Raw genomic sequence first — 12,526 nt, 5'->3', positions numbered from 1 at the left:
ACCCGCTCGTTCTACCCCGACTGGGAAGTCATTTCGAATCGAGGTATCGTGAGCGATGCATCCGTGGCACCGGTGGTGTCTTTCACGAAGACGAAGCCCGGCGGCTCCCGCTCCAATCCGACCACCGAGTACTCCTCGCTCCTTCGCACCGTTCGCGATGCCGGCCTCCTTCGCCGCCGCACGGGTTTCTACGTGATGATGTTCTCCCTCATCACCGTCGCACTCGGTGGAGCGATCACCGGGTTCATCCTGCTGGGCGACAGCTGGTACCAACTGCTCATCGCCGGAGCGCTCGGCATCATCCTCACCCAGTACGCCTTCCTCGCCCACGAGGCCGCACACCGCCAGGTCTTCGAATCCGGCAAGGCCAACGACATCGCCGGCCGCGCGCTGGCCAACCTCTTCGTCGGCATCAGCTACTCCTGGTGGATGACCAAGCACAGCCGCCACCACGCGAACCCGAACGTGATCGGCAAGGACACCGACATCGAGCGGGATTTCGTCTCCTTCATCCCCGAGGATGCCGCGCGTGCCAAGGGTCTCTATGCCTGGGCCACCCGCCGCCAGGGCTACCTCTTCTTCCCCGCACTGCTGCTTGAGGGGATCAACCTGCATATCCTCGGATTCAAGACCGTGTTCGGGCGCGAGAAGGTCGACCGTCGGTGGACCGAGATCAGCATGCTCGTTCCGCGAATCGCCCTCTATCTCGCCGTGATCTTCGCCTTCCTTCCGCTCGGAATGGCCTTCGCCTTCATCGGCGTGCAGGTCGGGGTCTTCGGCCTCTACATGGGAGCGTCCTTCGCCCCCAACCACAAGGGAATGCCGATCCTGCCCCACGACAGCAAGGTCGACTTCCTTCGCCGCCAGGTGCTCACCTCGCGCAACATCACGGGGCTCGGAACCACCACCTTCATGGGCGGCCTCAACTACCAGATCGAGCACCACCTGTTTCCGAATATGCCGCGACCGCATCTCGCCAAGGCCCGGGAGATCGCGAAGGAATACTGCGACTCGCACAACATCCTCTACACCGAGACCAGCCTGACCGAGTCTTACGGCATCGTCATCGCCTACCTCAACCGCGTGGGCCTCTCGGCCGGCGGCGACCCGTTCGACTGCCCGGCGGCCACCCAGTTCGGACGCTAGTCGGTCGTCGTTCTGCTGCGGTAGGGACCGGCATCCGGTCGCTTTGGTGTGATGCCGTCTCCCGATGACTGGTGGCGGATGCGCCGCAACACCCACGGCACGAGGTACTCCCGCGCCCAGCCCATGTCCTCGACGCGGGCTTGGCGCCACGGAGCCCGCACCAAGGGCTCGGGGTGGTAGGGCTGGAGGTCGTTCTGAACATTGAGTGCCTCCAGCACCATCCGCGCAATGGCGGTATGTCCCACGGGGGAGAAATGCAGCCGATCCGGCGCCCACATGCGCGGATCCTTCAATTCTCTCAGCGCCCACATGTCTGCGACGACGAGGTCGTGCCGAAGCGCGATCGCTCGCAGGTTCTCGTTGTAGATAGCGACCTTTCCCCGGGAGCGATTGAGCACCGGGGTCATGCCGATGTCCGGGCCGTCGAAGAGCACAACAGTCGCGCCATCCGCCCGGAGTCGAGCGACCCCGGCCTCGAGGATGGTCGCGAGCCGATCGGGGTCGGTGTTGGGGCGGATGATGTCGTTGCCCCCGGCTGAGATGGAGATGAGGTCGGGGCGGAGTGCGAGCGCGACGTCCACCTGCTCGTCGAGGATCTGGCGCAGGAGCCGACCGCGAATCGCCAGATTGGCATACGCGAAGTCCTCGGTCTGCTCGCTGAGCACTTCGGCCACCCGGTCGGCCCACCCGCGGTTACCCCCGGGACTGCGCGGTTCCGGATCCCCTGAGCCTTCGGTGAAGGAATCGCCGAGCGCGACGTAGCGGGACCAGGGATGCTGCTGAGTCATGGTTCTACCCTGCATCAGGTGCGCCCGGCACGCCAAACCGCACCAATACAGGGAATGTGCTGAGAGTCAAGGCCCTTGTCCCCCAAAAGGGGGAATGGCAGAGTATCCAACGGCATTCGAGATCCGAATGACCACATCACGACTTTTTGGAGAGAAAACCATGGGAATCATCGGTTGGATCATTCTGGGACTCATCGCCGGGGCCATCGCCAAGGCAATCCTCCCGGGTAGGCAGGGTGGCGGCTGGATCATCACCCTGGTCCTCGGCGTCGTGGGCGCACTGCTCGGCGGCTTCCTCGCCAGCGCCATCTTCGGCGTCGCAATGGGTGGATTCTTCGACATCCGTACCTGGGTCATCGCGATCCTCGGTTCGATCGTCGTACTGCTCATCTACGGCCTCGTCACCCGCGGGTCGCGGAGCCGCGCGTAATCCTGCGCTGAGAAACACCGGTCCCCTCGCCTTCTGGCGGGGGGACCTTTTCGTGGCGCGCGGGCACAGCGAGGTCGCCCGTCGCGGTTAAGCTCGACTGATGACCAACCCGCAGCCCTTCGGACCCCAGGTGGGCACCTCGGCAGCGGAGCACCTCTCCCCGTCATTCCCCGAACGGGCCGCGCGCGGCACCGCGGACAAGCTCCGCGCCTGGCAGCAGGAGGCGATCGCCGAGTACTTCCTGCGCGAGCCGAAGGACTTTCTCGTCGCCGCGACCCCTGGCGCCGGTAAGACCACCTTCGCGCTCCGGCTCGTCACCGAGCTGCTCGCGCAGCGCAAGATCGATCGCGTGACCGTCGTGGCCCCGACGGAACACCTGAAGCGCCAGTGGGCGGATGCGGCGCACCGCGTGGGAGTGCGCCTCGATCCGGGCTTCAAGAATGCCCAGGGATGGGCCGGAAAACACTTCCATGGGGTGGCGGTCACCTACGCCCAGGTGGCGACCCGTGCGGCTCTCCATCGGTCGATGACCGAGGGTGGACGCACGCTGGTGATCCTCGACGAGGTGCACCACGGCGGGGATGCGCTCAGCTGGGGAGACGCCATCCGGGAGGCGTTCGAGCCGGCGACTCGACGCCTCTCCCTCACCGGCACGCCCTTCCGGTCGGACACCTCGCCGATCCCGTTCGTGACCTACTACCCGGACGAGCATGGCATCCGCACGTCTCAGGCCGACTACGCCTACGGCTACGGACGGGCGTTGGCCGACGGCGTCGTGCGCCCGGTGATCTTCCTCGCTTACGCGGGCCGGATGCGCTGGCGCACCCGCACCGGGGACGAGATGGAGGCCCGACTCGGGGAGGGCGACACCAAGGACATCACCGCCCAGGCCTGGCGAACAGCGCTCGATCCGGAGGGCGAGTGGGTGCCCGCAGTGCTGAAGGCGGCGAACCGCCGCCTCACCGAAGTGCGTCACGGCATTCCGGATGCCGGCGGCCTCGTCATCGCCACTGACCATTACGCCGCACGGGCCTATGCCGACATCCTCGAGAAGGTGACCGGGGAGGCGCCGACGATCGTGCTCTCCGACGAGAAGGCGGCGAGCGACCGGATCGCCCAGTTCGCGGCATCCGACTCGCGCTGGATGGTGGCGGTGCGCATGGTGTCGGAAGGGGTCGACATCCCTCGCCTCGGTGTCGGCGTCTACGCGACCTCCGCCTCGACGCCGCTCTTCTTCGCCCAGGCAATCGGTCGTTTCGTGCGAACCCGGCGCAGAGGTGAGACAGCGTCGATCTTCCTGCCGAGCGTGCCATCACTGCTCGGGCTCGCCTCCGCGATGGAGCTGCAGCGTGACCACGCCCTCGACCGGGATGCGGGCGAGGGCCTGGAGGAGATCCTGCTCGACGATGACGCTGCCGATGAGGCGAACCGGGTCGAATCGGCCTCCGGGGACGCGCTGCTGTTCGACTTCAAGGCCCTCGGCTCCGAGGCCGCCTTCGACCGGGTGCTGTTCGACGGAGACGAATTCGGCGCCGGCGCCGTGCCGGACAGCCTCGAGGAGCTCGATTTCATCGGCATTCCCGGGCTTCTGGAGCCCGATCAGGTGAAGGAACTCCTTCGTCACCGTCAGCAGCGTCAGGCCCGGCGGATCGGCGACCGCCAGCGCCAGACGGACGAGGCCGGGGCGGATGCCGAGATCGTGCCTCTCTACCGCAACCTGAAGGAGCAGCGGGCGCTGCTCAACAGCCTCGTCGGGATGCGGGCGAAGGGAACCGGGGAGCCGCATGGCATCATCCACGCCGAGTTGCGCCGGATGGCCGGTGGGCCGGCGGTGCCGCAGGCGAGCGTCTCGCAGCTGCAGGCCCGCATCGATCTGTTGCGACGAGGCCTGCGCAGCTGAGCTCTGTCGCTAGCCGGCGAACGCGTCGACGCCGGTGAGCTCGGCGGAGAGGGCCCACGGCCGCGCGGCGTCCGCCGGATCGATCGCGTGAGCATCGACCCCGCGAACCCGGGCCTCTGGGGTGCCAGCAGCGGTCGGCTCGGCGATGTCGCAGTCCTCCAGGTACACCCCGCCCTTGCCCTCCAGCTGCGGCGATGTCGCGGCCCAGACCGAGGTGGCTGCTCCCTGCTCGGGAGTCTTGAACCGATCGTTCACCGTACCGTCCTCTGTCATCCATCCGGAGGCGATCATCTCCTCGCGAGGGAGGTGGCGTTGCAGCTCCGTCATGATGCCGCCGGGATGCACCGCGAAGGCCCGCACGCCGAACGGGGCGCCGAGCGCATCGAGTCGTATGGCGAAGAGACTGTCCGCCGTCTTCGCCTGCCCGTAGGCGAGCCACTTGTCGTAGCCGGTCTCGAACTGTGGGTCGTCGAAACGGATTGCTGAGAGCTTGTGCCCGGTGGAGGAGAGCGCGATCACCCGTGCGCCGCCGTCCCGCTTCAGCGCGGACCAGAGCAGGTTCGCGAGCACGTAGTGTCCGAGGTGGTTCGTGGCGAACTGCGACTCCCAACCGGGGCCGACCCGCAACTCAGGGGAGGCCATGATCGCCGCGTTGTCGATCAGGATGTCGATACTGCGATCGGTTGCGAGGAAGTCTTCGGCGAAAGACCGCACGCTGTCGAGGTCGGCGAGATCCAGCGCAGCGACTTCCACCGCAGCAAGGCCGCGTGCGTCGAGTGCGTCGCGCGCCACCTCCGGGCGGCGAGCCGGCACGATCACGGTGGCTCCGGCCCCGACGAGGGCGGCGACCGTCTCGATGCCGAGCCCGGAGTACCCGCCCGTGACGATGGCCAGCTTTCCCGTCAGATCGATACCGGCCACGGCTTCCGCCGCTGTCGTTCTGGCTCCGAACCCGGAGGAAAGGGGATTCTGTGCAGTGTTCATCAGGTCATGTTAACCCTGCTCTCCCGACGTCTCATGCCCGGCTGCCGAGTCTCCCAGCCCATCCGCCGGGAAGGATCGCGTCCCCGAACTGGGGCGATCCTGCCGCGGTACAGTCGCGCAGAATGGAGCCGCCAGCGTGCTTGGGAATCGGGTCCGAAGCCGGGCGTGAGTGCGGGGGCACGGCATGTCGAGGGTCATTACGAGGTTCGGTCGAGGGCGGTCTCCTCGCAGTGTCCTGCTCATCGTCGCGGCGTGCACCGCAGTCAGCGGGTTCCTCGGGCTCGGCCCGGCCGCTACGGCAGCCACGACGCCCCCTACCTGGCCGGGCTCGGCGTCCAACACCGAGATCTTCCCCGGCGGACTCTGGACCAATCCGCAGACTCTCGCGTCAGCCGCGACCGCTCAGCTCACCGCATCCGGTCGCACCGCCGATGCCGCACTCGTGCGCCAGATCTCGTCCCAGCCGAGTGCGACCTGGCTCGGTGACTGGTGGAGCCCCAGCCTTCTCAGTTCCAAACTGCGCGGGATGCTCGCAGCATCGGCGGCCGTCGGCAGCACCCCGGTCTTCGTCACCTACGCCATTCCGGATCGCGACTGCGGTGGGTATTCCGCGGGTGGGTTCGGCGACGCCGCCTATGTGCAGTGGAACCAGACGATAGCCGCGATCCTCCGCGGGCATCCGGCGGTCGTGTTGATGGAACCCGATTCGATCGCGATGCTTGCCGACCCGCGCTGTGCCGCCGTCGCCGGGGCACGGCTTCAGCTGCTGGCCCAGGTCGCACAGATTTATTTCGACGCCGGGGTGCCCGTCTACCTCGATGGGGGGAACAGCCACTGGGTTGCCCCCGCCGTCATGGCATCGCGCCTGTCGACGGCGGGAGTGCGGTACGCCCGCGGGTTCTTCACCAATGTGGCCAATTTCTCACGGGTCGACGTCGAACGAAGCTACGCGGATTCGGTGAGCGCGCTGCTCGGCGGTACTCATTTCGTGATCGATGTCTCGCGCAATGGTGCCGGTTGGCAGGGCGCCTGGTGCAATCCGCCCGGCGCTGCCCTCGGCCAGAACCCGCATGTGAGCGCCGGAACCACGGCGCTCGATGCCCTGCTCTGGGTGAAGAACCCGGGCGTGAGCGATGGGTCGTGCAACGGTGGTCCTGCCGCAGGCGTCTGGTTCGAGTCATCCGCCCTCTCGCTTGGGAGAAATCGGGGTGCTCGCTAGGGCGTCGGCGCAGGTCTTCGGCGGCGCGGAGTTTCTCGGTCGCTCGAGGTTCAGCGGAAGTCGCGGGAGGCCGTGCGGGTCGACATCGGCAACGCTTCGAGACGGTCGGCAAGCAGGTTCGTGACGCCCTCTGGCGAGCGCTCGAGAATGCCGCGCACGATGAGCGCGGGGGAGTCCCGGGCGACACGGCGGTAGCGGTTCCACACCCCGACGCTGCAGATCACGTTGACGAGCCCACTCTCATCCTCGAGATTCATGAAGGTGATGCCGCTCGCGGTGGCGGGTCGTTGCCGGTGGGTCACGACGCCGCCCACCTCGATGCGACGGCCGGATTCCGCCGTCTTCAGGTCATCGGAGCGGAGAGCCCCGCGCTGCCGGAGCGAGTCACGCAGGTAGCGGAGCGGATGATCGTCGGGGGAGATGCCGGTGGCCCAGAGGTCGGACGCGAGCACCTCAGAGGTGCTGGGCATGGAGAACAGCGGCGGTTGAACGGAGACCATGCTGCCGGCGAGAAACTCCTCCCGATCCCGCGCGGCATCGCCCGCGGCCCAGAGCGCTTCCCGCATGCTGAGACCGAGGGATTCGAAGGCGCCGGCCGCGGCAAGGGCCTCGAGCTGGGGGGTGGTGAGCCCCACGCGGCGCACGAGGTTCGAGAGGTCGGTGAAGTCTCCGCCCTCCTCTCGATCCGTGACGATCTTCTTCGCGAGGGTCTCCCCGATACCGGTGACCTCCGCGAGGCCGAGTCGCACCGCGAGGGCTCCGTCACGACGGTGGTCGTCGGTGTCGAAGTGGGCGTGGCGGTCGTAGCTGCCGACCGGGGGCTGGTCGGGGTCGAGGCAGGAATCGCTGCCGGTGGGCGCGGCCGGTGGTGAGGTGGTCTCGATACGCTCGCTGGCGCTCGCTGCTCGGCCGGCGGCGGTTGGTCGAGTAGGGCGCCCCGCGCCCGTATCGAGCCCCTCGAGCCCCGGCTGCCACCCCGACCGCAGGATGTCGGGACGCCGCACCTCGACACCGTGCCTGCGGGCATCCGCCACCAGGGAGAGCGGCGAATAGAAGCCCATGGGCTGGGCGCGCAACAGCGACGCCAGAAATGCCCCGGGATAGTGCAGTCTCAGCCAGGAGCTCGCGTAGACGAGCAACCCGAAGCTGAGGCTGTGGCTCTCGGCGAAACCGAAGTTGGCGAAGGCCTCGATCCTGGCGTAGATGTCGTCGGCGACCTCTCCCACGATGCCGTTGCTCGCCATGCCCTTGTAGAGAGTGACTTTCAGCGAGGCGATCTTCTCCTGCCCGCGCTTGGATCCCATCGCGCGGCGCAGCAGGTCAGCGTCATCCGCGCTGCAGCCTCCCACGGCCATGGCCATCTGCATCAGCTGTTCCTGGAACACCGGTATGCCGAGAGTGCGCTCCAGCGGCTCCTTCAGCTTCGGATGCTGGTAGGTGATCGCCTCCTCGCCGAGCTTGCGCCGCACGAAGGGATGCACGGCCCCGCCCTGGATGGGACCCGGCCGCACCATCGCGATCTGCACCACGAGGTCGTAGAACTTACGCGGCTGCAAGCGGGGGAGCAGGCCCATCTGGGCCCGACTCTCCACCTGGAACACTCCGATCGAGTCAGCGCGGCAGAGCTGGTCGTAGACGCCCTGCTCCTCTTTGGGGAGCGTGGCGAGCTCCCACTCTTCGCCCAGGTGCTCCCGCACGAGATCGAACGTGTGCTGGATGGCGTTGAGCATGCCGAGTCCGAGCAGATCGAACTTGACCAGCCCCATCCAGGCGCAGTCGTCCTTGTCCCACTGCAATACCGTCCGGCCGTCCATGCGACCGTGCTCGATCGGGCATACCTCGCCGACGGGACGATCGGTGAGCACCATGCCGCCGGAGTGGATGCCGAGGTGTCTCGGGAGCTTCAACGCCTCGAGGGCGAGGCTGGTCACCGCATCCGGGATGTCGTGGTCGACGCTCGAGAGCAGCGCGCCGTGGCGCTCGACCTGCTTCGACCACGCATCCTGCTGCCCCGGGCTCGCGCCGAGCGCCTTCGCCATATCCCGCACCGCGAATTTGGGCCGGTACTGGATCACGTTGGCCACCTGTGCCGCGTTCTGCCGACCGTATTTCTCGTAGACGTACTGGATCGCCTCCTCACGCCGGTTGGAGTCGAAGTCGACATCGATGTCGGGCTCCTCCTCCCGCATGCTCGAGAGGAAGCGCTCGAAGGGCAGCTTGTAGCCGATCGGGTCGACGGCGGTGATGTTGAGCAGGTAGCAGACCGCGGAGTTCGCGGCCGATCCGCGGCCCTGGCAGAGGATGCCGCGATCCCGCGCGAACTTCACGATGTCCCAGACGATGAGGAAGTAGCCGGGGAAATCCTTCGCCTCGATCACGTCGAGTTCGTGGGCGATGCGGTCGCGCTCCGAGGGGGCGAGCTGCGGGTAGCGCACCGGCACGGCATCCCAGACCAACTGGCGGAGATAGCTCATCGGGGTGTGGCCCTCGGGAACCTGCTGTTTCGGCAGCTTGGGCCGTGCCCGCCGCAACTGGAATGAGAGCTCGTCGGCGAGCACGACGGTGTGCTCGACGGCCCCGGGATAGCGGGCGAATCGCGCAGCCATCTCGGCGCCGGAGCGCAGATGGGCCGCTCCGGATGCCGGCAGCCAGCCGTCCATGTCGTCGAGGCTGCGACGGGCACGAACTGCCGCAAGGGCCGATGCCAGCCGGTACTGCTCAGGCCTGGCGTAGTGCACGTTGCCGGTGGCGACCACCTGGAGACCGCGCCTCCCCGCGATCTCGAAGAGCGCATCGTTGTGGTCGCTGGCGAGCGGGGTGCCGTGATCGAAGAGCTCGACGATCACGTTGGCGTGGCCGAACAGGTCGACGAGCCGGTCGATCTGCCGGGTGGCGGCAGCGGGGGATTCCTCGAGAGCCTGCCGCACGGCACCCTTGCGGCACCCGGTGAGGATCGCCCAGTGCCCCTCCGCCCGGGTGGCGAGCTCGTCGAGGTCGTAGACCGGGCGCCCCTTCTCCAGCCCGGCGAGTTGGGCCGCGGTGAGCGCGCCGGCCAGCCGGTGGTAGCCCTCCTCGCGGCGGGCGAGCACGAGCAGGTGGCTGCCCTCCGGATCGGCGGCGCCGTTCTGGGGCCGGCTGAGGCCGAGAGAGAGTTCGGCACCGAAGACCGTGTCGATCTGCGGATGCTGCTCCGCCGCCTCAGCCAGGCGAACCACCCCGTAGAAGCCATCGTGATCCGTCATCGCCAGGGCGTGCAGCCCGAGCCGGGAGGACTCCTCGAGCAACTGCTCGGGAGAGGATGCCCCGTCGAGGAAGCTGAAACTCGAGTGGGCGTGCAATTCGGCGTACGGCACCAGGTCACCCGCCGGTGGCTGCACGGTCTCGGGCGGCGCCTCATAGGCGCCGCGCTTGTGCGACCAACCGGGGCTGTCGCCGCCATCCGCCCCCACCGGCACCTCCCGGGGTCGCCGAACGTCGGATAGCGCCTTCTCGAACTCGGACCAGGGGATCGGCGGGTTGTTCCACCCCATCAGTCGTACCTCGCTTCGGCCCACCACACGCGATTGTCGAGCACGAGCAGCCAGGCCACCCCGGCATCGTCCACCACCTGGAACCGGCTCGCCCGGCGGAAGGTGTCGGCATCCCACCAGCGCTCGTCGATGATCCAGGGACCGGCCCAGGCCGCAACGGCACGCAGGGTGCGGCCATCGGTGGAGAACCTGGCGGGAACACCCGAGAGCACTCCGCGCTCATCCAGGTCGACGGCACTGCCCGCGGAGTCGATCACTATCGCCGGCTGGGGCGCCTCGAACACCGTGCCGGGCGTCGGGGTGGGCAATTGTCCCGGCCAGGGAAGACCGTCGGGCTTCGCCGTCTCGATGCGGTCCCCCCACGCCACCAGACTCTGGCGGTCGAGCAGGGTGCGCCCGCCTCCGATCGCAGCGGTGAGCACGGCGCCATGTCCGAGCATGCTCTGCACCCGCGAGAGCCCGTGGTGGATCCGTTCGTCATGCCCGGTGCCCCACAGCCCCTGCTCGAGGTTGCCGATGGCGTCGACACTCTCTGGCACGACCCGCACCCGGATGATCCCGGAGCTGAGACCACTGCCGAATGGGTTTCCGGCGATGGTGCCGCTGCCCTGCAGCTGCCAGCGCACTCGGTCGACGACATCCGCCGCCGTGAAAGAACGCGGATGCAGCCAGGTGCGCTCCGACGACTCTCCCGACTCCGAGTCCACCTCGATGCGGATCGAAGTGCAGACCAGCCGCGCCTGCACCAACTGCTCGATGAAGCGATCTGCGGATGCGCGGAAGCCGAAGGTCACCTGGTCGATGCGGTCGAGTGGCGGTTCGAACCCCACCGCGCTGTCGAGCTCCTCCGGCACGATCCGGGGCACGACGGGACGACTGTCGAGACCACGAGCGAGCGCATGCACCCGGGTGCCGGTGTCTCCGAAACGCTGCTCGACATCCCGTGGTTCGAGCAGGGCGAACTCGCCAAGAGTGCGGATGCCCAGCCGTCGCAGGAGGGTGGCGAGGGCCTCTTCGCCGAGCAACCCGACCGGCATGCCGGAGAGGAACTCGGCGGATCCCCCCTCCGGCACGATGCGGATGCGTTGCCGCTGAGGGCTGCGGGCCGCATGCTCCGCGGTGAAGGGTCCATCGGCGATACCGACCCGGGAACCGTGGATGCCGAGCGCATCGAGCGCATCGAGCAGCCACAGCGCCGCCTCCTCCTCGCCGCCGTAATAGCGGGCGGGTCCGCGGGCCCGCACCGCACAGGTGCCCGGGCGCAGCACCTGGGCTCCGGGCATCGTCTCCTCGATCGCCTCGAGCACCGGCTCGAAGGCGCGGATGTCGAGCGCGGGATCGTAGTCGAGCACCCGGAGTTCCGGACAGCGGGCTTGGGCTTCGCGCAGCCGGAGTCCGCGCCGCACCCCCTCGCCGCGCGCCGATGCCGAGCAGGCGAAGACCTGGCCGGCGTCGATGAGGGCGAGCGGGGCATCCGGTGCGGTCGGGTTGCCGCCGGTGCCTGTGCCCAGAAGGCGCAGCGCAGCGGTGATGGGCCAGTCGGGGCACCACAGCACGATGGTGCGCAGGGGAGCAGCGGGCGGGGAGAGCGTGGTGGTGCGACGCATCAGGCCGTCGCCTCGTGCAGATGCGCCTCGTGCAGATGTGCTTCGTACCGATGCGCCTCGTGCGGGTATGTCTGGTGCCGGCTGGTCGCCTCTGGCTGGGTGAACCTGTCGACCTCGGTGAACTGCTCGTTGAGATCGGGCAGCCACAGGCGCGCACTGCGCGGCCGGCCCGCGCGACTGGAGACCGTGACCGTGGCCTGCCGGGCGCTGAGATGGCCGTTGCCCTGGCCGATGCCGCTCCAACGGCTGTCGGAGAGGCTCAGCATCGCCTCGCTCTGCGGCCATGGCCCCAGCACGATGAGGGTCGCCCCGCGCTGCCGCAGCCGGGCGCTCAGGCGCGCGACGCTCGAGTCGCTCGCTCGCTTGGGCGGCCGGGTGACGACCACCCCGAGCACATCGGCGATCGCCGCGGTGACGCCGAGCCACTGCTCGCCGGGATGCGGCACGAGCACGAGCCGCTCAAGATCGATGCCGAAATGCTGGGCGGCCTCCACCCCGAACTCGGGCACGCCGATGACGCCGCACCACGAACCCGCCGCAGAGGGACCGGCGAGCAGCGCCATGAGCAGCGTCGCGGAATTGTCCACCGAATAGGTCGCACCCTCTTTGAGCCCGCCACCGGGCAACAGCCCGGCGATCGCCGGGTGGGTGGGGATCGTGCGAGTATCGAGAGTGGTCGCCTGCATCGAGCGGATGCGCGCCTGAAGCTCTTCGACGGTTGCTCGCGTGGGCGAGTCGTCGAGAACTGCTGCTGCGGAGGCCATTCCCTCATATTCGAACATACATTCGAATATGTCAATTGCCACCGACATCCGTCCGGCGTGTCGCGGGAACGGACTGCGAGCCTGGAGTGCGGCGGGGGATCCGCCGATTCACAGCGGCCGAAACGCATCGCGGAGGGAAATACGACTCCCGCCGCGAG

At 68.1% G+C, this 12,526-nt stretch carries 9 protein-coding genes; 4 read left to right on the top strand and 5 right to left on the bottom strand.

Annotation, left to right across the window (positions count from 1 at the left end; genetic code table 11):
* The first annotated feature begins 48 nt into the window (after positions 1-48).
* Positions 49-1,146 carry an acyl-CoA desaturase gene (locus F1C58_RS07695; RefSeq protein ID WP_185203817.1) on the top strand — a complete coding sequence of 366 codons (1,098 nt, stop codon included), beginning with the start codon at positions 49-51 and terminating at the stop codon, positions 1,144-1,146.
* On the opposite strand, the gene F1C58_RS07690 is transcribed toward F1C58_RS07695, so the two are convergent.
* A complete protein-coding gene (locus tag F1C58_RS07690) occupies positions 1,143-1,934 on the bottom strand; it encodes an SGNH/GDSL hydrolase family protein (protein WP_185203816.1) in 792 nt (263 codons plus the stop codon). The two genes, F1C58_RS07695 and F1C58_RS07690, sit on opposite strands and share 4 nt — an antisense overlap.
* Before the next feature lie 160 nt (positions 1,935-2,094).
* Here F1C58_RS07690 and F1C58_RS07685 point away from each other — a divergent pair, with 160 nt between their 5' ends.
* Both F1C58_RS07685 and F1C58_RS07680 read left to right on the top strand, forming a co-directional pair.
* Positions 2,095-2,364, top strand: a complete 270-nt coding sequence (locus tag F1C58_RS07685; protein ID WP_185203815.1) for a GlsB/YeaQ/YmgE family stress response membrane protein — start codon at positions 2,095-2,097, stop codon at positions 2,362-2,364.
* A 100-nt stretch (positions 2,365-2,464) separates the two neighbouring features.
* Positions 2,465-4,264, top strand: a complete 1,800-nt coding sequence (locus tag F1C58_RS07680) for a DEAD/DEAH box helicase (RefSeq protein ID WP_185203814.1) — start codon at positions 2,465-2,467, stop codon at positions 4,262-4,264.
* Between the two features lie 9 nt (positions 4,265-4,273).
* On the opposite strand, the gene F1C58_RS07675 is transcribed toward F1C58_RS07680, so the two are convergent.
* Complete coding sequence (locus F1C58_RS07675) at positions 4,274-5,248, bottom strand: SDR family NAD(P)-dependent oxidoreductase (protein ID WP_185203813.1); 975 nt, start codon at positions 5,246-5,248, stop codon at positions 4,274-4,276.
* A gap of 184 nt (positions 5,249-5,432) precedes the next feature.
* On the opposite strand from F1C58_RS07675, the gene F1C58_RS07670 reads away from it, so the two are divergent.
* Positions 5,433-6,467 carry a glycoside hydrolase family 6 protein gene (locus tag F1C58_RS07670; RefSeq protein WP_185203812.1) on the top strand — a complete coding sequence of 345 codons (1,035 nt, stop codon included), beginning with the start codon at positions 5,433-5,435 and terminating at the stop codon, positions 6,465-6,467.
* A 50-nt stretch (positions 6,468-6,517) separates the two neighbouring features.
* Here the strand turns inward: F1C58_RS07670 and F1C58_RS07665 are convergent, their stop codons facing one another.
* The 3 genes from F1C58_RS07665 to F1C58_RS07655 are packed head-to-tail and all read right to left on the bottom strand — an operon-like array spanning position 6,518 to position 12,368.
* A complete protein-coding gene (locus tag F1C58_RS07665) occupies positions 6,518-9,997 on the bottom strand; it encodes an error-prone DNA polymerase (RefSeq protein WP_185203811.1) in 3,480 nt (1,159 codons plus the stop codon).
* A complete protein-coding gene (locus F1C58_RS07660; RefSeq protein ID WP_185203810.1) occupies positions 9,997-11,604 on the bottom strand; it encodes a DNA polymerase Y family protein in 1,608 nt (535 codons plus the stop codon). The genes F1C58_RS07665 and F1C58_RS07660 overlap by 1 nt, the downstream gene beginning before the upstream one ends.
* Positions 11,604-12,368: a hypothetical protein gene (locus tag F1C58_RS07655; protein WP_185203809.1), complete on the bottom strand. Its 765-nt coding sequence runs from the start codon at positions 12,366-12,368 to the stop codon at positions 11,604-11,606. The genes F1C58_RS07660 and F1C58_RS07655 overlap by 1 nt, the downstream gene beginning before the upstream one ends.
* Positions 12,369-12,526 lie beyond the last annotated feature (158 nt).

The organism is Glaciihabitans sp. INWT7 (assembly GCF_014217685.1).
Lineage (GTDB): Bacteria > Actinomycetota > Actinomycetes > Actinomycetales > Microbacteriaceae > Lacisediminihabitans.
The sequence above is the reverse complement of the archived record's forward strand: the minus strand, read 5'-3'. Positions and strand labels throughout refer to the sequence as shown.

Bases quoted from the DNA above. Each gene is read 5' to 3' on its own strand.
- F1C58_RS07675 (WP_185203813.1), bottom strand. From the start codon at position 5,248: ATGAACACTGCACAGAATCCCCTTTCCTCCGGGTTCGGAGCCAGAACG.
- F1C58_RS07655 (WP_185203809.1), bottom strand. From the start codon at position 12,368: ATGGCCTCCGCAGCAGCAGTTCTCGACGACTCGCCCACGCGAGCAACC.
- F1C58_RS07660 (WP_185203810.1), bottom strand. From the start codon at position 11,604: ATGCGTCGCACCACCACGCTCTCCCCGCCCGCTGCTCCCCTGCGCACC.
- F1C58_RS07670 (WP_185203812.1), top strand. From the start codon at position 5,433: ATGTCGAGGGTCATTACGAGGTTCGGTCGAGGGCGGTCTCCTCGCAGT.
- F1C58_RS07665 (WP_185203811.1), bottom strand. From the start codon at position 9,997: ATGGGGTGGAACAACCCGCCGATCCCCTGGTCCGAGTTCGAGAAGGCG.
- F1C58_RS07685 (WP_185203815.1), top strand. From the start codon at position 2,095: ATGGGAATCATCGGTTGGATCATTCTGGGACTCATCGCCGGGGCCATC.
- F1C58_RS07690 (WP_185203816.1), bottom strand. From the start codon at position 1,934: ATGACTCAGCAGCATCCCTGGTCCCGCTACGTCGCGCTCGGCGATTCC.
- F1C58_RS07680 (WP_185203814.1), top strand. From the start codon at position 2,465: ATGACCAACCCGCAGCCCTTCGGACCCCAGGTGGGCACCTCGGCAGCG.